The sequence below is a fragment of the Bdellovibrio sp. HCB2-146 genome (assembly GCF_047345725.1).
GTDB lineage: Bacteria > Bdellovibrionota > Bdellovibrionia > Bdellovibrionales > Bdellovibrionaceae > Bdellovibrio.
In genome coordinates this window covers 286,686-308,678 of the sequence record NZ_JBLEQP010000002.1, presented here as the reverse complement: position 1 = coordinate 308,678, position 21,993 = coordinate 286,686, and the positions used below count along the sequence as shown (strand labels likewise).

Below are 21,993 nucleotides of genomic sequence, written 5' to 3'. Positions count from 1 at the left end.
TCACTTCATGCTGACAGGAAGGATGCAGCTATTCGCATCCTTCGTCACACCGTCTTCAAGATGAAGGTCTCTTTTAGTAAATCCCAAAGTCACGTGTGGGAAAAAGAGATCGGGATTAAAATCCAAAGCGCGTCCTCCGCGCGAAATATAAAGCTTCTGAACTTCTTTGCGGTAAGCAAGCAATCCCTCTGAGTCTACAACAAGATAATAGGTCGAATGAGTCGCGCCATCGACCTGACCATTACCTTTGCCGACGCATGAAATTTTAAAAGCCGTCTGTTGTAAATTGCGTTTTTCCGCCAAGCTATTCAGCTCCTGAATGCCGATGCGTTTTTTGAGAACCTTGTCATACTCAGGCGGCGTAATAACAGTAATATGGGCTTCGTCTCTGTGAAGAAGGCTTTGTCCTAAATGTTTCTCAAGGTCTTTTCTGGCGTCAGAGAAAACCGGATAAGGCAGATTCATCGCGATATAGGACTTCATGGGTTTGGCTTCGCTGTGGGCTATAAAAGGAACGGGCGTAAAAGCCTTAGAAGAAACCGAAAAACTTTTCGATGAAACAACAGCAGTAGAGGTTGAAGGGGTGCTCTGTGAAGCAGAAGGAGTACTTTTGTTAGGGGCGGCGCAGCTCGTCACTAAAAGGGAGATGAAAACCCATTGAATACCTCTCATGAAAACACCCCTTTTCTTTGACTTCAAAACCTGCTTTTACTAGCCTACCTGGGCTATGAAAAAAGTTAAAGTTCTTCTTACATATTCGCTCTTTATTGTTCTCTCGTCCTGCCAATTTATGGAAACAAAATCTGGTGCGACAAAGTCTGCAGAGAAAACTTCTCACGATACTTTTTTGAATGAGTCTCATGGTCTTATCCAAGATTCTCGCCAGTTGACGTTCGTGGGTCCAAAATCAGGCGAAGGCTACTTTAGTCCGGATGGAAAATGGATGATCTTTCAAAGTGAAAGAGAGCCCGGAAATCCTTTTTATCAGATGTTCGTGATGAATTTAGAGTCGGGTGCAACAACTCGTGTTTCTCCGGGTAAAGGTAAAACGACGTGTGGCTGGATTCATCCATCAATGAAAAAGGTGATGTACTCATCAACACATCTGGATCCAGAAACAGACAAAAAAACTCAAGAGGAATACGACAATCGTAAAAAAGCCGTGAAGGCTCGTTACTCTTGGAGCTTTGATCCGAGTTATGACATTTTCACATCCGACCTGAACGGCAAAAATATCAGACGCCTCACGAAAGACATGGGTTATGATGCTGAGGGTTCTTATTCTCCGGACGGTCAATGGATTGCATTTGCATCGAACCGCGCAGGCTACACAGAGAAATTATCCGCGGAAGATAAAAAGCTTTTTGATCAAGACAGCTCATACATGATGGATATTTACATCATGAAAGCAGATGGAACTCAGGTTAAGCGTTTAACCGATTCAAAAGGTTACGATGGAGGGCCTTTCTTCAGTGCTGACGGTAAAAAGATCACTTGGCGTCGTTTCTCCCCGAACGGATCGACGGCTGAGATCTTTACTATGAACATCGATGGCACAGAACAAAAGCAAGTCACGAATCTTAAGTCGATGTCGTGGGCTCCGTTTTTCCATCCATCAGGTGATTACATCATCTTTGGTTCAAGTGTTCTGGGTTATTCCAATTTTGAGCTTTTCATCGTGGATTCCGAAGGAAAGCAAAAGCCAGTTCGTGTGACATTCGACGAAGGCTTCGATGGTCTTCCTGTCTTTACTCCAGATGGCAATGGCCTTTCTTGGACTCATCGAAGTGAGAAAGGTGATTCACAAATCCTGATGGCAAAGTGGGATGATGCAAAGGCTCGCCAGCTTTTAAAGCTTCCAGCGCAAGATCCGTTAGCGGGATCTTTAAAGCCAGAGATCCGTGTCGAAGACATCAAGAAATGGATTTATTATCTTTCAAGCTCAACACTTCAAGGACGTGGCACAGGCACGGCAGAAGAAAAGCTTTATACAGAAAAGCTCACGCAAGCCTTGAGGTCCTGGGGATTGGTTGGAGCCGGCGCAAAAGGTTCGTTCATCGACACCTTCGAATTTACTTCAGGTGTGAGTCTAGGTGCTATGAATCAACTTGAAGTTGTAGGGTCATACAAAAAGAAATACGAAGTTTCTAAAGACTTCGAGCCTGTTTCTTTCTCCATGGTTGGGGCATTAAGAGAAGCTCCGATTGTTTTTGCCGGTTACGGTATCAAAGCTCCTGCTAGTGATAAAGAGGCTGCTTACGACTCTTACAAAGGTCTGGATGTAAAAGGCAAGTGGGTCATTGTGCTTTCGGATCTTCCGAATGATGTAGTTCCGGTTCGTCGCCAGTATTTGAATTTGTATGCGCGTCTTCAACACAAAGTCACTGTGGCTAAAAATGAAGGAGCTATTGGTCTTTTGGTTGTAAATGGACCTGAGAGTGGTTTGCCTGAGCGTTTTGGCAAATTAAAATTTGAAGGATCTCTTTCTGAAAGTTCTTTGGCAGTCATTCGACTTTCAACGGCGACCGCAGTCGATATGATTAAATACGCGGGCCAAGATCTTTCATTGCTTCAAAAGCAATTAGACCGTGGTGAAATGCCAGAAGGTTTTGCAATTCCTTCAGCTTACATTAAGGCGCAAGTGGATTTGCAATTCCAAAAATCGACTGGCGTGAATGTCGTGGCGAAACTTGCGGTGCCGAATGCGAAGTCGTCGGTCGTGATCGGTGCTCATGGTGATCACTTGGGCTTTGGCCAATTCGGCAGTTCTTTGGCGAAAGGTGGCGATCTAGGGCGTGCCCATGTGGGGGCTGATGACAATGCTTCCGGGGTTTCAGGTGTGATGGAACTTGCGCACTATTACGCCAACTTGCAAAAGACTTCTCCGCATCTCTTAAAGAAGAACTTATACTTTGCGGTATGGTCTGGGGAGGAATTAGGAAATCTTGGTTCTTCCCATTTTGCTAAAAAACTACCTGCGGGCACAGAGGCTTACATCAACATGGACATGATTGGTCGTCTGAAAGATCGCTTGTTTGTTCAAGGCGTGGCATCTGCAGATAACTGGTCTTCATTGGTTGAAGAGGTGGGAGTTCGCACGGCTGTTCCGTTAACAGTTCAAGAAGATCCTTATTTACCAACGGATTCAATGGCATTTTATTTGGCGCAAGTACCGACGGTGAATTTCTTCACTGGATCCCATGCTGAATATCACACGCCTCGCGACATTCCAGATTTGATAAATTACCAAGGTGTCTTGAAGGTTTTGTCGGTTGTTCAAGGACTGACAGGTCTTCTAACAGACTCATCCATTCCAATGGTAAAATACGTGAAGGTTGGAAGTTCGCAAAATAAATTGGAAGGTCGTGCATTCCGCGTTTATTTAGGCACAATCCCTGATTATAGCCAAGAGGGCGTTCAAGGGGTGCGTATCTCTGGAGTTTCCAAAGGAAGTCCTTCTGAGGATGCAGGACTTAAAGAGAACGATATCATCGTAGAATTTGACGGAACGAAAATCGAAAATCTGTATGACTATGTTTATACTTTGCAGGCTGTGAAGCCGAATAAAGAGACTTCGATTAAAGTTCGTCGTGCTGGAAAGATTGAAGAACTTAAAATCACTCCTAAGTTAAAGGAGTAGTTTTATCAGCTGCTCTTGGGATTTGGAGTCTTTCCGCCCCGAGAGGTCTTACTGACGGCCATAATGGCCGTCGGTCCTTGGTAACTTTAGAACTGTAGTTTTGGGCAGTTCTTTTTCAAGAATGCCGATAGATTTGTATCATTGTAGCGGAAATAGACGTCGCCGCTTGATTTGTATGTGAATAATTGTGGATTTTTGATTGAGCAAGAAGCGCCCTGTGCATCTTTAAATGTTGAATAAGCACTTTGTCTTGAAGAGGGCGCTCTTCCTACTGAAAAGCCAATATCGAGCAAAAGACCCTGATATTGAGAGATTTCAACTCCACCTTTATTGTCTGGACGAACTTCTGGAGCTACTGTGACTTTACCTTTACTAGCTGCAATCATTTCGCCAGTTTCATAGTCAAAATAAAACTGATCACCAGATACAGCTGTCACTTCAAGGCGACGTGTTTCTGAATTCCATTTAAAAGTCGGCTCTGACGATTTACGTGGGAAGAAGAAGTATTCGCGAGCTCCTGTGGAGTCGGAATCATCGCCCCAACCATAAGAGTTAAAGATCATCAAACTACCATCACCTGTGAAAAGGTAATTTCGGTAAACTCCGCCTGAAACTTTGTAGTTGCTAACGCTGAGAAAACAAACATTGGACCCCGAAAGATTTTGTTGGATCTGGATGGTGCCATGTCTTTCGACTCTATCGGGACATCCACTCACACTTTCATCTGCGGCCCACGTTTTCGTGCTCAAACCCAACAGAAGTAGCAAAACTAATTTCATAACGTACTCCTCATACATTTAGGAAAACTGACTTCAAAGCCGCTGTCAGCAAGAGAAGCAAAACCAAACAAAAAATTAACGAAATCTGGACTCGGCAAATTTTAACCTTTTGTGTTTCTATTGAAGTCCCACCTAAAGTAGTAAGGAATTCTCGACTTATGAGTTCGTTTGTTGAAGATTTTAAAAAATACCAAAAGCAAGAAAGACTGTTAACAGGCACTATAGTCCTGGTCTCTGTGCTCGCGCCGGTATCGTTTACTTGGTTGATGGAAAAGAAAATTCATTGGTCGCTTTCAGGGTTGGTGGGTGTGATCTTTGTGTTGATTGCTTTGTGGTTGCATTTTTATCGCAGCCAAGTCGCAAAGAAGATGCTCGATCAGTATGAGACTTTAGACATCGGCGCGGTGCTTGCGAAAAAGCTAACACCGATGAAGCCACGAAAATTCGTAGTGACGAATAGAGGTTACAATCATTTCTATTTGCGTTGCTTAGAGACAGGGGAACAAGTGCTGGTGTCTAAACACAGAGTGCGCGAGGATTTCGAGATTGCAAATTGATTTCCCTTGAACGCGGCGTGACCCTCTTTGCAAAGGGGGTCTTCCATGAAGTTCGTCTCTTTATTTCTGGTTATTTTCCTTTCTGTTTCGGTCTTCGCTTCTGAAGATCAAACTCAAGCTGAATTTGAACCTGGTTATTCTTGTGATCAGGCAAATCTCAAAGGCGTGCGTTTTAATTACTGCCTTCGCAAAACAAACCGTCAAAACACAAAGGACATCGTCTATTACTTTCATGGATCTGGTGGGGATGCAGATCAGTGGTATCGCTATTATTTTATGACGATGGCGATGCAACGGCGCTGGAGTTACCAAGGATATGATCCGATGATGATTTCGATTTCGTTTGGTCCTGATTGGGCTCTGATCGACAACGATCGCTTTAAGCTTCTGAGTTATTTTAAATACGTCGCGGTTCCTTTTTTAGAAAACAAAGTCGGGGGTTTGCAAAACGGAAAAAGAAAACTCATTGGTCTTTCCATGGGAGGATACAATGCGATTCAGGTGGGCCTGCGAGAACCGCGTATGTTCACGCGAATTGCTCTTCTTTGTCCTGCTATTTCAACTGTGGGGCCCTATGATTCAAATCGTGAAGTGAGCGCTTATATTCGCCGAACCGGAGCATGTCCCAGTTTAGTGCGTAGGATGATTCGAATTTCTCGTCAGATATTTACCGATGATCGGGATTGGGAAGACCACGATCCTTTGCGAATGATCAAAAACTACAAGTCTCCCCACAAACCGAAATTTTATATTTCTATTGGTTGGCGAGACAGTTTTGGTTTCTATGAGGGTGCACAAAGATTTCAAAAGACAAGTGCCCTTCAGAAAATCTTCAGTTTACAGTGGGTACCAGTACCAGGACCTCATTGTATGTTCGATCGTAATTCGGCAGCGGATTTCATCATGGAGGATTAGCCTTATGGCAGAGATGGAACCTTTCAGATACGTGAATCGCGAAGGCAAGGTAAAGGGCGCAGATATCAATCCAGATGAATACCGCGAGGAGATTCGACTCTTGATCGATAGAATCGTCAGGCTGTTGGTGGATCAACCAGACACGGTGACTGTCACAACCTATGTGGGACCAAAGACGACTGTCTATCGGGTGGATTGTGCTAAAGAAAATTTAGGACAAATCATTGGATCTCAAGGGAAAACTATCATGGGACTTCGAGCTGTCGTTCATGCGATGACAGCCCGAAATGGTATCCGTTCTATTGTAGAAATCCCGGTTTAATTGCCGTTATTAGATTCGTCGTAAACGCGGTTAGCTTCCACGATAGCTTCAGCAAGCTGAGCATCGCTATGAGTTGTCATATCAGGATGGTTTTCGCGAATCACCTTGATAGCGTCCTCAAGAAGTGAACCGCGAATTTGTCCTTCGGAGCCAATGAATGTCAAAGCATCATCGTTGGCTTCTCTGATGATTCTTCTTTCTGCATCTTCACCAGCGACAGCTTTTGAGAATGTTGACTGTGAGCTTGCGGTAAGCCCTGAAGGATGAATCGCCATTGCCGTTTGAGCCACAACCATTGATAAAAGAATAGCCCACACTTTCATAAAACACTCCTTAGGTAAATGTGCTAACGGGTTCCTTCAAAGCAGGATAAATGCCAGCCTAAAATCTATTTAATGCGATTAGGGGCCCACCCCTTTGTCAATTCAGTTTTAAAAGGACAAAAGCAGTCACTGCGAAAGGGTCTTTATGGACATGGATAAGAGGGGGGAATTACTTCTTAAAAATCCAAAGTGGACCTATCAATAAGAACTGCAGATCCTTAAAAAAAGAAGGTTTTTTGCCTTCGATTTTGTGACCTATAAACTGACCTATCCAGGCGACAACAAAGATCGTAAGACAAGAATAGAAAAGACACGAAAGTGTCGTTTGCTGTTCCCAAAAAAAGAGGATCAAAAAGCTCACGAGGAGTTGCGGTAAGATCAGATTTAGGGCCTTTATTCCTAGACGAACGTAGAATGGTAAAATAAGAATGGCAACCACGACCGCGGCGTTCAGAAATCCTAATTTTAAAACCCAGAGCATTCCTAAAATTGAAAAGAAAATCGCAGGGACACAGATTCTGTGCAGCTTTTGATTCATCTTGTTTTGATGGCTTTCGCTGTATTCTGAAAGCCAGCTCTCAAGTGTTCGCATAGGGCTATGTTAAATCCGAATTACCATATTCTCAAATGGAAACTGGACGGAGCAACCTAGGCGTGGTTGACAACCCCTTGGGTCTCAGAAAGAGTCTATAGAAAGTACGTGAGGGGTTTTAAATGAGATACGTTTTAGCAACGCTTATTTGTTCTGTTTCTCTTTCTGCGAATGCTCGCCATTTTGAATGCGAAGCCACCGCAAGTTCAAACAATACTTCTTACACGTTGTCGGTTTTTCCAGATCGCATACAAGCTTGTGTGGGCGGAAATTCTTGCATCGATTATAAAGTGAAAAACTGCAATGTTCGCTCTGTTGAAGGACCTCATAATAAAGTTCAGCTTGAAGGATCTTGTGAATGGAATTCGACTCCAAAGCAAGTCACGATTTTTGAATTCACAGCTGCGAATACGGGTCTTTTAACCGACTTTAGTTCACGCATTAAAGGCTCTTCAACAAGTCAGTTGATTAATAATAATCTTGATTGCGAAATCGCCGAGTAGTTTGCGATTTTTCTAAAGGCGCGGCAAATAACCCGCGCCAATAACGCCCGCGTGATTTTTGGTTTTTGCAATTTCAATCTTACATTCAAAAGCAGGGTTGACCTGTCTGATCAAGTTCTTATAGTGAGACTTCATATCTTTAAAATAAAGATCGCGAATTTTAATAAGACCGCCGCTTAAAAAAATCTTTTCTAAATTATAGCCAATCGACAAATTGTAGCAAAGGCAGGCTAAAGCCCACGACATATCTTTGTAAAGAAGATCGTACTTCTTATCTGCCAGCAAAGTGAGTTCTTCGATGGATTGTCCCGTAAATCCTAAGTCGCGTGCGCGGCGAAGAAGTCCTGTTCCAGACGCGATTCCCTCAACTGTGTTGTGATGAATTTTTTCCGGTTGTTGTTGTAGACCGCGGATGTCGACAACAGTGTGACCGTACTCAGAACCCATTCCACGGCTTTGCGCAGGTTTGCCATTAAAAATCAATCCCGTGCCCACGCCGGTGCCGACAGTGACGACAGCATAGGAGGACATACCTTGCGCGCCACCAACCCAGCCTTCCGCTAATGCTGCAGCAGTTGCATCGTGTTGAAAGAATACTTTCGTTTTAAATTTATTCTTTTGGACTTCAGCTTGTAAAAGGTCACGGATCGGAACGACTTTCCAGCCAGGATAGTTGACGGGATTAACAAGTTTTCCTTGTTCCGTGTTCAGTGGACCTGCGCTCGCAAGTCCGATACCTTTGAATGAGGGACCTGAGGTTTGTTTTGGAAAGCGACGTTTGAAGTCCATTGAGATATCAGACATCAAACTGATCACGCGTTTTTGCGTTTTGCTCGGTGAGCCTTCGCGTTTCATGTCTACAGGCACTTTGATAAAATCAAGCATTTCGCCTTTATGATCCAGCAAAGCTGCCGCAAGTTTTGTTCCACCAAGATCTAGACCAATCGTATAAGTCGCCATTATTTTCCTCGCAAAAGAACCACGGCTGATTGTGGCGTCAGAGAAACTTGCACAAGTCCACTTTGAACACGATACGTTTGTGTCGGGGAGAGGATGTTGTGATAAATTCCGTCAGGAAGAGATGTTTTAAAATTTTGATTCATGTACGTTGAGCCAAAGTTGATGCTCACAAAGCCAAGATCTCCCCGGCTAAAAGCAAGCGCGCTGTTATTATTCCAGAGATTTTGCACATGGAATTGAGAATCCGTTTGATTGCGGAAGTTCACCATAGCCGCTACCTCAGCTAAGCGATGTTCACAGGTCCAAGGTGCTCGGCAATTGTTATTTGCATCCAGAATTGCAAGTGTGTGCAAACTTTGATTAAGCGGAGGGCCGGCTTCCTTGTCTTGATACGAATACCCTGTGTAAAGATGCGGATATCCAAACGGCCAGCTCAATAAAAATACCTGGGCTAGGCGATAAAGTCGCGACTCAGAACCATTGTAACTAAGGACACTCGAGCTTCTTTCAAGGTCGTGATTGGTCAAAAATACCACGGACTGATCAGTTGAAGGAAAACCATCTGCCGCATGAAGAAGTGCGTTCATATCAAGTGTGCGCACGGCGTGAGCTATTCTTTCAGAATAGGTATAGGCCATTACATCACCCGCACCGAGGTATTCTTCATAGCTAATGGCACCTGATGGGATAACTTCGGAATAAATATAAGCCGAGCGATTGAGTTTTGATAAAATGGATTCTAAGTCTTGTGCTGGAATGTGCTTGGCGGCATCGATGCGAAATCCTGCCACGCCTAAATCCAAAAGGCGATTGAGATACTCGGCAATCTTCCCCTGCACATACGGTGAGCTTGTGGCTAAATCAGCGAGATCCAGCAACTCACAGTATTGAACTTCGAAACGGTCTTCATAATTTTTAATATCGTTGTTGCCGTTGCGATGGCAGTGATTAAAGTCTTGGATTTGATAAAGGCCAGGGTAGTCATAGTGACTAAAAGCAGACCCTCCGATTCCAACTCCACCCGGGATTCCCGTCGCATGATTAATCACCGCATCGACATAAATATCAACGCCGGCTTTTTTACATCTCTGGATCATGTCGACAAATTCAGCTTCGTTGCCACTTCGTGATTCGATTTTATAACTAACAACCTGATAGCGAACCCACCAAGGTTGGTTTTGCCAAACAATATGTTCGTGCGGCGGTGAAACTTGGACGGCTGAGAAACCCTGAGGTCCCAAATAGATTTCGCATTCTTTTGCGATATCTTTCCACGGCCATTCGAACATTTGCAAAAATACGGTGCGTGACCCCGCAAAGGCTTGGGTGCTTATCAGCGAAACTAAAATAAACTGAATCAAGAATCTCAGACTCATCCGTGACCCTTGTTTAAACGTTGATTAAGTCCTGTTTTTTTATCAAACAGGTGAGCCTTAGTCAGATCAATTTTAAGTTTCAGTTTTTGCCCTGATTCAAATTGATAAGATGAATCCACTAAAATACGAACGTTTTGCCCCTCTAAAGAACCATGGAGCATTGTTTGACCGCCCAGATTTTCTGAAAGCTCGATTTGATAATTGCCAAGCTCCAACTCGTTTGAATTGGCCACGCCTTGAGAAATTCTAAACGCTTCTGGTCTGACACCTAATACTTGATTAGGCTGTTGGGCTTCTGACCATGGCAAACGTTTTACCAAATCACCTTCAATGAAATTCATCTCTGGAGAGCCAATAAAGCTCGCGATAAAAAGATTCTTAGGTTGATGATAAATCTCACTCGGTGTTCCGATTTGCTCCACCAAACCATCTTTAAGAACAGCGATGCGATCACCCATCGTTGTCGCTTCCATTTGATCATGTGTAACATAAATCATTGTACTCTTGATTTTTTGGTGGATGCGCTTGATCTCAACGCGCATTTGACTGCGCAGATGAGCATCTAAATTTGATAAAGGTTCATCGAATAAAACAATCGAAGTTTGGCGTGTCAGTGCGCGACCAAGGGCTACACGTTGTCTTTGGCCCCCGGAGAGTTCTTTTGGTTTTCTTGCAAGCAAGTGATCAATTTGCAAAAGTTCAGCAATTTCTTTGACTCGTGATTCGATTTCTTTGGCTGATTTCTTTTGCAACTTTAAAGAAAATCCCATGTTCTCGGCCACGTTCATGTGTGGATAAAGCGCATAGTTCTGAAACACCATAGAAAGATCTCGGTCTTGCGGTTCTTGCTTGGTGATATTTTTACCATTCACTCGGACTTCGCCTGAATCTGGAGATTCAAGACCGGCCAGCGTCCGCAGCAATGTCGATTTTCCACACCCTGAAGGTCCAACCAGAACTAAAAATTCGCCGGAAGAAATCTCAAGATCAATTCCTTTAAGAATATGAGCCGGGCCAAAACTTTTAGAAATTTTTGAAAATTCAATAAGTGCCATAATCAACCCTTCACGCTGCCCATCGTAAGACCAGAGACAAGATATCGCGATAAACTAATGAACAAAATCAAAACAGGAACACTGACAACCAAAGCCCCAGCCGCATAAAGCCCCCATTGTGTGGCAAGACTGGCTTGAAATGAGCGCAACCCCAAAGGCAGGGTATAAAGCTCAGGATCCTGCAAAACTACGGCAGCAATCACGTACTCGCTCCAGCTGGTCATAAAACTAAAAAGAGCGGTGATCACGAGCGCTGGAGATGAAACAGGTAATATAATTTTGTAGAAGGTCATCCATTTCGAACAACCATCTAAAACAGCCGCTTCTTCCAATTCTTTTGGAATGGTGTCGTAATAGGCCTTCATTTGCCAAATACAAAACGGCAAAGCTGTTGAAGAATAGATTAAAAACAGTCCCCAGAAATTATCGATCAAATGCATTTTCGCTAGAATGATATAGAAAGGAAGAATCAGCATTGTCGCCGGAAACATTTGGCTGGCTAAGAGTGAAAACAACATCAAATTGCGACCACGGAAACTGTAACGAGACAGCGCATAGGCACTTGTCGAAGCAAAGGCCACGCCTAAAAAAGTAGTCACCGCTGAAATGAGCAAAGAATTTCTCATCCACAGTAAGAAATCAGTTTCGGTAAAAAGTACGATGAAGTTTTTAATACTCGATTGGGCGCCAAAAATTTCTAGAGACTGTGTTTGAAAAGCATTATCGCCACGCAAAGAAACCGACAATACGTAGAGCATCGGGTAAATTGAAAACACAGCAAATACTAATAATGTAGCCCAGGCGAAGAATCTTTTAATCATGCTTTCTTCTCCTTTTTGTATTGGCTACGAAGCGAGTTCAAACTCCAGATCACAAGAATGGCGAAAATCAAAACAGAAACGGCCGCTGCATACCCATAGCGATACAAATTGAAAGCCGCTTTATAAACGTAACTTACCAAGATATGAGTTTGATCCCCTGGCTCGCCACCGTTACTGACTAGCCAAACCACATTTAAATTATTAAATGTCCAAATGGATCCTAAAAGAGCGGCCGGAATCATCACTGGCGCCAGTAGAGGCAAGGTAATGTGACGAAAGCGTTGCCATGCATTGGCTTTATCTAAATAGGCGGCTTCATACAACGAATGCGGAATCGATTGCAATCCTCCTAGGGCGACAATCATCATAAACGGAAAGCCCAACCAGACGTTGGTGATAATACAAGCCGCAAATGCCGTGAAAGGTTGGCTTAGCCATTGAACTGGGGACAGATGTAAATACTGTTGCAGGAAGATATTGATAGGCCCGTATTCTTGATTGAAAAGCCCACGCCAAGTGAGAGCCGTAATATACTGAGGCACCGCCCACGGAATGATCAGAAGAATTCTCCAGAATCCTTTAAACGGCATTAACTGATTGATAATAACAGCTAAGAAAATTCCTAAACTCACATGGAAGAAAACATTCACGCCCGTCCAGATTACAGTTTTTATGAGCAGTGAATAAAATTTCGGATCTGAGATGGCACTCCAATAATTGTGAAAGCCAACAATCGACCAATCCTGAAATGTACGAAGGCTAAAATTGGAAAACGAAATCGCGATATTATAAAAGAACGGATAGATGATAACGGCAAAAATTCCGACAAATGCCGGGAGCATCATGAAATAGACAAACTTTTGCGGACCTTGAAATCCTTTAAAAAAACTCATCAGAGAATTGCGCGAGAAATACAGCAGCAGGATCACGAGTAAAAGACTCAGGCCTTTCACAACCAGAGCACCAGCATCTGGAGCGATGACATCGTTCATGCTTTTAATTTGCGATTCTGCCAGGCTCTGAGCCGCATCTGCACCTTGAGCTGGCGCTAAAGAGCCTGCTAAAACTTTCTGATACTGAATGCGTAAGCTGTCCCACACGCCACGCACTTCGGGTACAACCGGCATGGGAGTTCCCACTTCCATGATATAAGACGACGCTTGAAGCAGTGGATTATTTAAAACCACCGGCTCTTTTCTTAATTCCAGCAGGGAAGGCATGACGCCTACTTTTTCAGTAAAGAGACGTTGAACACGAGCAGATGTTAGGTAACGCAAAACTTGAAGGGCGGCATTCTTATGTTTCTCACTTTGAAAGTGTGAATTCAGAGAATAGCCAACTGTCCCAACTAAAGGACGAGGCCATTTCTGAGTGCCGCTGATCATCGGGATACGGGTGATGCCGAAATCGACACCGGCATCTTTATAATCTCCCCACGACCAATCACCATTGATCAACATCGCAGCCTTGTTTTGTTTAAAGAGCGCATTAGCTGTTTCGTAATCACATTCTTTAGGAATGATTTTATATTTATCGCGAAGGTCGAGAATAAATTGAAAGGTCTGACTGAGGCCAGGTTGGTTTAGCTGGGGGTGTGAGTCTGTTGTCATAAACTCTTCACCAAAAGCAGGAATCAAAGGCGCAAAGAAAAATGGTTCTGTGTAGTTAAAGACCAGGCCGTATTGATCCGTTTTTCCATCCCCATCAAGATCTTGAGTGAGGCGCTGTCCAATTTTAATTAATTCATCACTGTTCTGCGGTGGATTTTTTAAAAGCTTTTTATTGTAGAGAAGCATCAAGTGGTTCCCAACGGTTCCACCCAGCATATAGCGATGACCTTGATAGTGCGGAAGAGCCAAGGGATCAAATTTGGAAAGCTCTTGTTCTTCTAAGAGTCCATCCAAAGGTTGAATAATTCCCATTGTAGCAAATGGACCAATTTGATCACTTGGACCAAACACGAGTTCAGGACCACTTTTTCCCATAGCGGCTGCTTGATAGCTTGATCTCAACTCTTCTGTTTCGCGGTAAGTTTCGCGAATAAGAATTTCTGGATTTTCTTTTTCAAACATTCGCAGAGCTTCGCTCAATACTTGGCGATGAGAGTAAATCATCTGATGCCACAGCTGAATGCGCACAGGGCTGCTTCCCCAAGCATGGCTTGCCGTCATAAATGCCGCAAAGAAAAAAGCTAGGAGATGCTTCATCGCTTTTTAACTCCTGCGCCTTTTAAAATAACTGTCGAGCGTCCAGGAATCCAAATTCCACCCATGGATGAATTGATTTGAACTTCAGCAAGTGCCGGATCAATCTGAGCATCAAACAAAGGGTGCAGCTGCCAAGAACGTTTTAAAAGATCGTGATGAAAAATTCTTCCTTCACGTGAGGCATTGAAAAATACGAGAAGACTTTCCTGTGTATTGTCGAGATAAAGAGCAATCAGTCCGGGCTCTGCTTTTGTATCATTATCAATAAAACGCAGATGATTGGCGATTTCAGCAGGAGTATTTAATTTAAACAAAGCAGAGCTTTGTCTCACGCGAAGAAGTGCTTTGAAATATTCCTTAGTTTGCAAGATCAGTTGCGATGAGGCTCTGAGATCTTGCGTGCGAAGTCTTGGCTCCCAGAAGGACCAGTCAGCCTGATTTTTCCAGGCTGGAGGAAGAGCTTCTCCCCAGAAGTTATCTGCCCCAGTCCAATCAATGCGATTAAAGAAGTCACCTGAGTTGTAACTGTCTTGATCGCCATTTTTAGAGCGCAAGAGTTCACTACCAGATTCAATAAATGGAATCGACTGACCCAATAATGGAAGAGCCAGCAGAAGTTGTTGCATGCGTTGGCGGTCTTCTGATGTCGCTGTTTGTGGAGAGCGTCCCCAAGTAAAGAAAGGCGCTTTGGCTTGAATTGCATCCCATAATGGATAACCATCGTGGGCTGACACATAATTAATGCTTTCTTCCGCAACAGCACCGTAGGCCACAGGTTGGCCACGGAAGCGAAGGCTGTATCCCGTGATCGCATTACCAAGATGATCGCGGAATGTCAGATCACGTAAATTTCCAGCTAGACCTACTTTGATCACGTCACCTAAATGCAAAAGTTTGCTTCGTTGTGATGGAAGATCCACCGGCGTATTGCGATTTGCCGGCTCTTGATTGAAATCAAAGAACAAGCCGGTAGCAAAACCTTGATCTGATTTTTCAGATGAATTTGTTGTTCCGCCGCGAGCCGCATCGCGAAGTCGATCATTAAAAAATCCAATGCCGCTGCCAAAGGAGTTCTCATGAGTCATGGCCTCATCAGGATGAGAGTCATAGAAGGAACCAAAGGTCCAGCCCTCTCCGTAAATCAGCATTTTAGAACCATCCACACCATCCTCAGACAACGTCAGGGCACGCAGTTCATCGCGAATTTTCAAAACCGTACTACGAGAGTGAAAAGACATCAGGTCAAAACGAAAGCCGTCGAGTTTGTAGTTCTTGGCCCAAGAAAGGACGCTCTCGAGCATCAGCTTTTCCATCATACGATGTTCGCTAGCTGTATCAGCGCAACATGAAGACGTATGTGTGAAGCCCTCTTCGGTCAGGCGGTAGTAATAAAGCGGAACGATTTTATCAAAAACAGAATAAGGCTCCAGAGCATTTTGATACGTGTGATTAAAAACCACATCTTGAATCACTCGCAGGCCCATCTGATTTACCGACTGAATCATTTGGCGGGCTTCACGAACGCGTTCATAGCCATCGCCGTTGACGGCATAGCTGCCTTCAGGAGTAAAGTAATGAACAGGGTCATAACCCCAGTTATAAGAATCCTGTGCGCGAACCTGACCAATTTGATCTTGTGGTCGAGAAAGATCAGAGGAGGGACTTGTATCTGCAATCGGCCACTGAGACTTCACTTCATTGACGCTGCCAAAATCATTGAATGGCAAAATATGCAAATGAGTGAGTCCAGCTTCAGCAAGTTCTTTAAGGTGTTGTGTGCCTTGGCTTTGTTGCGCAAAGGCCAAGTATGTTCCTTGCGCGTATGCAGGTGTGCTAGGATCCTGCGCGCTGAAATCACGCAGATGCAGTTCATAAATGACCGAATCTTTAGTCGAGTCCAAATACGGTTTTTGCAAATAATCCCAACCGGATGGTTTTGTTTCCGCAGAATTCAAATCAATCAACTGGGAACGCTCGCCATTTAAAGAAAGACTTAAACTATAGGGATCTGTGACGAGGTGATGCTCAATACGATTCGTATAAGGCTGATACACTTGCACTTCATAGAGATAGTAATAATTCTTAAAGCCACTTTGCAGGTCAAGACTCCACACACCTGAACTATCTCTTTGACAATGAAAGGTCTGGGAAACGGGTGAAGTGCTGTCTGTAAAGAAATGCACTCGCACACTTTGTGCTGTTGGCGCCCAGAGTTTAATTTGGCAGGAACTCGGATTGCAGTGCCCACCCAAATCAGTGCCTTCATAATAAAATAACTGATCAAGCACTCCGGCATATTGAATCGCCGTGTGGTCTAGAATATTCTGTTGCGCATCCGACACGACAAGATTTAACGGGCGCGTGATCAGGTAAGCAATTTCATTTGCATTTAGGTTTGCCGTACTTAAAGAAACCCAATTTCCATTTGATGAGATGACTGGTAGCGAAGTAACACCTGAAGGCTGTAAAGTTTTAGAAATATCCATCAACGAATACTTCAAATTCGCATTCACAAATAATCCCGGTGCCAACTTCACATGAATAACATTGGAATCCACCCAATGCGCACGTGCTGAAATAGCATGCACCTTAGATGTGAAAACTAAAGTTAGAAAAAATAAGGAGACAATACTTCTCCAAGAAGTTTGCTGCAAAATAAAGAGTCCCTCTGCGTAATCAGTAGTCTGCGGGGGACTTTATGGGTATCCCTCGTGTTTTTCAAGGATTTGCAGAATGAAATTTTTGAGCTTCTTAGTCGTGAGTTTTTTCTCATTACAGGTCTTCGCAATTGATGCTGAATTTTTAGGCTATCTTCGCGGAGGAACCGGATTAAATTTTCAAGGTGGGAAACAAGAATGTTTTTACAACCAAGGAATTCCCGGCAATTTCCTACGTTTGGGGAATGAATGCAGCTTTTATTCTGAGATCGCGGTGATCTTTCATCATAAAAAACCGACTGTGGAAGATTCTGTCTTTTTTCGCACGCAGGTTCGCATGATGTTTAACGCGCTAGGCACCAGCCAGTGGGAGCCTGCGTCGACAAGAGACATTAATCAAATCGAAGCTTTTGTGACCGCAGGAGGTCTCTCAGAACTCCCAGGGGAGCTTTGGGTGGGAAAACGTTTTTACCGCGACGTCGATTTGCATATTTTTGATTGGTACTACTATGCAGATATGAGCGGTGTCGGAGCTGGTTGGCAAAATATTCAAGCCGGTCCTGGACTCTTTTCAATCGCACATCTGATTCAAACAAACGAAAACGTACAAACTGATGTGGGCCGTCCCACTCTGCAAGCAATTGATTTGCGTTGGGCGCAAGTTCCACTCAGTCATGATCATAAGTTAAATTTCTGGGGTGTTTTTTCGTGGGCACCTGCAGGTGACGACGGTACAAATAAATACGTTGCTTCAAACGGCTACTCTGTCGCTTCACGAATGGAATCTTTTATTGGCGAAGGTGTGAATAATTTCAGCCTCATGTATGGCAAAGGCACGATGAAAGATTTTAATATCTACGCCAGCAGCGCAGTTCCCGCGACTGATGACAGTCAGAATAAAGCTTGGAGTGTTCGTGCTGTTGAGAACTGGAATAAAGAAGTCACAGATCGATGGGCTTTTATGTTGGGTCTAGCTGGGGAGTACGGTGATACAGGTGCTGACACTGACAGCAGACGCTATTTTTATGAAGTGGGCTTGCGACCCCTTTATTATGTCACCGATCGTTTTCAGTGGGTGCTTGAACTGGGGTACTCAAGGATCTTGAATGAATCTGAAAAAACCGGTGGCGATCCCGTTGGTGAGCGTGATCTCAGTCGTATCACCTTAGCCCCACAAATTTCTTTTAGTAAGTCCATCTGGGGACGACCGGTTTTAAGAGCTTTTGTTACACATACTATTTGGAACACAGCAAATAAATCATACGTGGGTGTATCTGCTCCTTCCTTTAAAGAGGAAACTGCGGGAACATCTTTTGGTTATCAATTCGAAGCTTGGTTTTAGGAGTTCTCAAATGTCGAACAATGCCGTCACCGAAAAATGGTGGAAAGAAGCCGTCGTTTATCAAATTTATCCACGTAGTTTCAAAGACAGCAACGGCGATGGCATTGGTGATCTCAAAGGTGTCATCGAAAAGCTCGATTATTTAAAAGATTTAGGTATTAACGTTATTTGGATTTGCCCCATCTTTAAATCACCCCAAGACGACAATGGTTACGACATCAGCGACTATCAGGATATCCACGCTGAATTCGGTTCTATGGATGATTTCAATGAACTGCTTAAACAAGTTCATGCGCGTGGAATGAAATTGATTTTAGATCTTGTGATTAATCATACAAGTGATGAGCATCCGTGGTTTTTAGAATCCAGATCTTCGAAACATAATTCTAAGCGCGACTGGTATATTTGGCGCGACGAAAAAAATGGCCAAGAACCGAATAACTGGGAAAGTATTTTTGCCGGACCTGCTTGGAAATTGGATCCAGAAACGAATCAATATTTCATGCATATTTTCTCTGCAAAACAGCCAGACCTGAACTGGGAAAATAAGGACATGCGTAAAGCTGTTTACGATATGGTTCGTTGGTGGCTTGATAAAGGTATTGATGGATTCCGTATAGATGCGATCAGCCACGCGAAAAAAATGCCGGGCCTTCCAGATTTGCCAAATCCAAAAGGTTTAAAATATGTGCCATCTTATCCCATGCACATGAATGTCGATGGCGTATTGGATTATGTCGGTGAGTTGTGTGAAGAAACCTTTGCGAAATATGACGTTATGACTGTTGGTGAAGCCAATGGTGTCAATTCCGCAAAGGCTGAAGACTGGGTTTCTGAAAAGAAAAAACGTCTGAATATGATTATTCAGTTTGAACACACAAAATTGTGGGATTCTTTAGGAGAAGAAAAATTCAACCTCGCTGAACTGAAAGAAATCTTCTCGAATTGGCAAAAAAATTTGCACGGCATTGGTTGGAATGCGTTGTTCGTAGAAAATCACGACATCACCCGCATTGTTTCGCGCTGGGGAGATCCTGAAAAGTTCCGTAGAGAAAGCGCAACGTCGATCGCTGCGATGTATTTCTTGATGCAAGGAAGTCCATTTATCTATCAAGGCCAAGAAATCGGTATGACAAACACCGAATTCAATGGGCCAGATGATTTCCAAGACGTTTTTGCAAAAAATCATTTTGCTATTCGCCGTTCAGAAGGCGCAACAGATACACAAATCACAAAAGAAATCGCGCACACTTCACGCGACAATGCGCGTACACCAATGCAATGGAATGCCGACAAAAATGCCGGATTTAGTTCAGGCACTCCTTGGTTGAAAGTAAATCCGAACTATCAGCAAATAAACGTAGAAACGGAAAGCAAAGATCCGCAGTCTATTTTGAATTTCTATAAAAATCTCATTCGCTTGCGTCGTGAGAATAAGATTTTTATCTATGGAAGCTTCGATCTTGTCCTTCAAGATCATCTAGATGTTTTTGCGTATTCAAGAAAACTAGGGTCGCAAGAAGCACTTGTGATCTGTAATCTTAAAGGCAAAAACACAACAGTGAGCATTAAAGTGAAACCAGAAATGAAACAAATTCTGGCCAACTATCAACAGGCATCGCAAATCACTGCTAACTCCATTGAATTAAAACCTTTTGAGTGTGTGGTGTATTTGCAGGTCTAGTTGTAAATTAAACGGGGAGAGGCGCGATGCTCGTCCACGTTGTCTCAAACTGAGAATCCTCTCTGTAATGTCTTTATTTTCTACTGTTTAAGACGGAGAATGAAGAGCTCGACCGAGGGGGAATAATGCGTCGTAAGTATCTGGCAGTGCTGGTCCTGTTTTTCAGTGGTTTGGTCTTAAGTGCACTTTATACTAACATGGACAGAGCGATACTTACGACTCGTTTAAATATCTATGTTTCTCCTTCAGGCAATGATGCGGCAACGGGTCTGACTGCAAATGCAGCTGTTTTGACTTTAGCAAGAGCGCACGCGATTGCTGCCGCTCGTATGAAAAGCAGTCCGACCGATATCATCGTGAATATCGCACCCGGAACTTACTACAATCAATCTGTAACCTGGACCGCAGTTCACAAAGACTATTATGTCATCATCAAGGGAACTCAACCCTACAGTCGTCCGCGATTTGATGGGCGTATTGATGGTCAAGCAACGTTGGGTTCAAAACGTGCATTTTTCGTTTTAAATCACGGTGGATCAGCGTCGAATTTGACAATCGAAAATCTCTCGATTGCTTATTATGCGGAAGCGATTTCTTTTAATGGCAAACGTGAAAATCCGGATTTAGGTTTCAACGGCAGCAACAAGATTATCTACAACCAATTTGACCGAATCGGCAGCCTCTATATGACGGATAAAACGCCGGGTTATGCTGTTGTTCGATTTTTAAACTCACGAAACAATGTGGTTTCAGGAAATACCTTTACGAATATCCATAATGCCGCCGGAGATACGTCGTTGTTGCATTCGCTGTATATTGCAAGCTATTCCGGTAATAATACTATTTCTGGCAACCTTTTCCGCAGTCAATCCGGTGATCCGATTCGCATTCGAGACTTTAGTAACTTTAATACGATCAATAAAAATGAAATCGATAGAGCGGGTTCATTTGGTTACAGCGAATGGTATTGTGAACAAGCGACTCAAGCTAACTGTACGAAAGCGATCCCAGAATGTCCTTCTTGGGGCAATACCTTTACCCAAAACAATTTAAAAAGTGTCGGTGTCTTTAAAATCTATATTAATCCGACCTACGTTGCGAGTTCTTCAGCTTGTAAATTAGCTCCTCCGGTCGCTGCGAGTGGAAGACGCTTAAGAACAGCGTTAAACGTAACAAATAGCACGATCATTATTGCGACAAAACTGAACGACAGTATGTTCGTGAATTTCTGTCCAGCCACAGCAAGCTGCGTGAATAGTTCCCTCAAGTGTTTAGCAACTAGAACTGGAACATCAAGATGGCTATGCGATGCCAATCGCTGGCGTTTGTGCGCAACCGATAAAGACATCGGCACAATCTTTATCGGTGTTCGCTGCGAACGACAAAATGACGGTACGATCGGTTGGACTTACTAATTTGATAAAAGTTTCTACGTAGAAAATCAAAAAAGGTCCAGAAAGAGACGAAGCGGGGGCAGGTGAGGGTGACGAGCTCATCCCCTTTTCGTACACTTTTTAGGAATGAAACAACAAGAAAAAACTCTTTCAAATTTTCAAGTCATCGGAATCACAACTCGCACATCAAATGCTGACGAAATGAAAGGTGCTGGAAAAATTGGTGATCTGTGGAAGCGTTTTTATGCAGAAGGAATTGTAGATCAGATTCCAAGTAAAACAGATCATTCAATTTTCGCGGTTTATCACGCATATGAAAGCAATAAAAACGGCGCGTATTCGATCACTTTAGGATGCAAGGTTGAGACAGGAACTCAGCCTCCAGCCGGAATGGATGTTTTAAAGATTCCCGCACAAAATTATGCGCAATTTACGACGACCAAAGGTCCAATGCCTCAAATCGTCATCGAAACCTGGCAGAACATTTGGATGCAAGAAGATCATTCAAAACTTAAAAGACAATACACATATGATTTTGAAGTCTATGATCAAAGATCAGCAGACCCAAGATCGTCAGAAGTTGATATTTACATCGCGTTGAAACCTTCATAACGAATTGAGTTGGAAATAAGCCGACAAAAAGATCCTTAAACGTGGGTCGGAGCCCGTATATACATTCTTCTGATAAGTTATATTATGTAACATACAGTATGGGTGTTTTCTGGCAGGAATCTATATCCATATCCAATTAAATTGATCTCCGAGGCTCTAAAATGCCCCAGGTTCAACGTTTGCACCATTCCGAGTCACTCAGATCGGCTTCTTCTGCGACTCGTTATTGTTGGTTTTAAACCCTTAATTTAGGT

20 protein-coding genes are annotated in these 21,993 nt (G+C 43.4%); 10 read left to right on the top strand and 10 right to left on the bottom strand.

The window, feature by feature from the left end; all coding sequences use genetic code 11:
• Positions 1-483, bottom strand: coding sequence for a hypothetical protein (locus tag ACLWOR_RS12380; RefSeq protein WP_413941054.1), 483 nt, complete (start codon positions 481-483; stop codon positions 1-3).
• On the opposite strand from ACLWOR_RS12380, the gene ACLWOR_RS12375 reads away from it, so the two are divergent.
• Positions 482-661, top strand: coding sequence for a hypothetical protein (locus ACLWOR_RS12375; protein WP_413941053.1), 180 nt, complete (start codon positions 482-484; stop codon positions 659-661). The two genes, ACLWOR_RS12380 and ACLWOR_RS12375, sit on opposite strands and share 2 nt — an antisense overlap.
• Positions 662-727: 66 nt before the next feature.
• A complete protein-coding gene (locus tag ACLWOR_RS12370) occupies positions 728-3,640 on the top strand; it encodes a M28 family peptidase (protein WP_413941052.1) in 2,913 nt (970 codons plus the stop codon).
• Positions 3,641-3,726: 86 nt separating this feature from the next.
• On the opposite strand, the gene ACLWOR_RS12365 is transcribed toward ACLWOR_RS12370, so the two are convergent.
• On the bottom strand, positions 3,727-4,419 hold the full coding sequence (locus ACLWOR_RS12365; RefSeq protein ID WP_413941051.1) for a hypothetical protein: 693 nt from the start codon (positions 4,417-4,419) through the stop codon (positions 3,727-3,729).
• Between the two features lie 158 nt (positions 4,420-4,577).
• On the opposite strand from ACLWOR_RS12365, the gene ACLWOR_RS12360 reads away from it, so the two are divergent.
• From ACLWOR_RS12360 to ACLWOR_RS12350, 3 genes are read left to right on the top strand one after another with little or no spacing between them, the layout of a single operon-like run.
• Positions 4,578-4,976, top strand: a complete 399-nt coding sequence (locus tag ACLWOR_RS12360; protein WP_413941050.1) for a hypothetical protein — start codon at positions 4,578-4,580, stop codon at positions 4,974-4,976.
• A gap of 45 nt (positions 4,977-5,021) precedes the next feature.
• Positions 5,022-5,891: an alpha/beta hydrolase-fold protein gene (locus tag ACLWOR_RS12355; RefSeq protein ID WP_413941049.1), complete on the top strand. Its 870-nt coding sequence runs from the start codon at positions 5,022-5,024 to the stop codon at positions 5,889-5,891.
• 4 nt (positions 5,892-5,895) lie between these two features.
• The gene (locus ACLWOR_RS12350; protein ID WP_413941048.1) at positions 5,896-6,213 is read left to right on the top strand and encodes a KH domain-containing protein; all 318 of its coding nucleotides are present in this window, start codon (positions 5,896-5,898) and stop codon (positions 6,211-6,213) included.
• Here the strand turns inward: ACLWOR_RS12350 and ACLWOR_RS12345 are convergent.
• Both ACLWOR_RS12345 and ACLWOR_RS12340 read right to left on the bottom strand, forming a co-directional pair.
• A complete protein-coding gene (locus ACLWOR_RS12345; protein ID WP_413941047.1) occupies positions 6,210-6,536 on the bottom strand; it encodes a DUF2388 domain-containing protein in 327 nt (108 codons plus the stop codon). The two genes, ACLWOR_RS12350 and ACLWOR_RS12345, sit on opposite strands and share 4 nt — an antisense overlap.
• A gap of 169 nt (positions 6,537-6,705) precedes the next feature.
• Complete coding sequence (locus ACLWOR_RS12340; RefSeq protein ID WP_413941046.1) at positions 6,706-7,128, bottom strand: DUF962 domain-containing protein; 423 nt, start codon at positions 7,126-7,128, stop codon at positions 6,706-6,708.
• A gap of 122 nt (positions 7,129-7,250) precedes the next feature.
• Here ACLWOR_RS12340 and ACLWOR_RS12335 point away from each other — a divergent pair, with 122 nt between their 5' ends.
• Entirely contained in the window at positions 7,251-7,631 is a 381-nt protein-coding gene (locus ACLWOR_RS12335) for a hypothetical protein (protein WP_413941045.1), read from the top strand.
• 12 nt (positions 7,632-7,643) lie between these two features.
• Here the strand turns inward: ACLWOR_RS12335 and ACLWOR_RS12330 are convergent, their stop codons facing one another.
• The 6 genes from ACLWOR_RS12330 to ACLWOR_RS12305 are packed head-to-tail and all read right to left on the bottom strand — an operon-like array spanning position 7,644 to position 16,638.
• Positions 7,644-8,591, bottom strand: coding sequence for an ROK family protein (locus ACLWOR_RS12330; protein ID WP_413941044.1), 948 nt, complete (start codon positions 8,589-8,591; stop codon positions 7,644-7,646).
• Positions 8,591-9,967: an alpha-amylase gene (locus tag ACLWOR_RS12325; protein WP_413941043.1), complete on the bottom strand. Its 1,377-nt coding sequence runs from the start codon at positions 9,965-9,967 to the stop codon at positions 8,591-8,593. Before ACLWOR_RS12325 ends, ACLWOR_RS12330 begins: the two co-directional genes overlap by 1 nt.
• The gene (locus ACLWOR_RS12320; protein WP_413941042.1) at positions 9,964-11,022 is read right to left on the bottom strand and encodes an ABC transporter ATP-binding protein; all 1,059 of its coding nucleotides are present in this window, start codon (positions 11,020-11,022) and stop codon (positions 9,964-9,966) included. Before ACLWOR_RS12320 ends, ACLWOR_RS12325 begins: the two co-directional genes overlap by 4 nt.
• A gap of 2 nt (positions 11,023-11,024) precedes the next feature.
• Positions 11,025-11,843, bottom strand: coding sequence for a sugar ABC transporter permease (locus ACLWOR_RS12315; RefSeq protein ID WP_413941041.1), 819 nt, complete (start codon positions 11,841-11,843; stop codon positions 11,025-11,027).
• Positions 11,840-14,050, bottom strand: coding sequence for an extracellular solute-binding protein (locus tag ACLWOR_RS12310; protein ID WP_413941040.1), 2,211 nt, complete (start codon positions 14,048-14,050; stop codon positions 11,840-11,842). Before ACLWOR_RS12310 ends, ACLWOR_RS12315 begins: the two co-directional genes overlap by 4 nt.
• Positions 14,047-16,638: an alpha-1,6-glucosidase domain-containing protein gene (locus ACLWOR_RS12305; protein WP_413941039.1), complete on the bottom strand. Its 2,592-nt coding sequence runs from the start codon at positions 16,636-16,638 to the stop codon at positions 14,047-14,049. Before ACLWOR_RS12305 ends, ACLWOR_RS12310 begins: the two co-directional genes overlap by 4 nt.
• 145 nt (positions 16,639-16,783) lie before the next feature.
• Here ACLWOR_RS12305 and ACLWOR_RS12300 point away from each other — a divergent pair, with 145 nt between their 5' ends.
• The 4 genes from ACLWOR_RS12300 to ACLWOR_RS12285 all read left to right on the top strand — a co-directional run bounded on the left by ACLWOR_RS12300 (position 16,784) and on the right by ACLWOR_RS12285 (position 21,739).
• Complete coding sequence (locus ACLWOR_RS12300) at positions 16,784-18,049, top strand: carbohydrate porin (protein WP_413941038.1); 1,266 nt, start codon at positions 16,784-16,786, stop codon at positions 18,047-18,049.
• A 10-nt stretch (positions 18,050-18,059) separates the two neighbouring features.
• Positions 18,060-19,733, top strand: a complete 1,674-nt coding sequence (locus tag ACLWOR_RS12295) for an alpha-glucosidase (protein ID WP_413941037.1) — start codon at positions 18,060-18,062, stop codon at positions 19,731-19,733.
• 125 nt (positions 19,734-19,858) lie between these two features.
• Entirely contained in the window at positions 19,859-21,148 is a 1,290-nt protein-coding gene (locus tag ACLWOR_RS12290) for a hypothetical protein (protein WP_413941036.1), read from the top strand.
• Positions 21,149-21,253: 105 nt separating this feature from the next.
• A complete protein-coding gene (locus ACLWOR_RS12285) occupies positions 21,254-21,739 on the top strand; it encodes a GyrI-like domain-containing protein (protein WP_413941035.1) in 486 nt (161 codons plus the stop codon).
• The last annotated feature ends 254 nt before the right edge of the window (positions 21,740-21,993 follow it).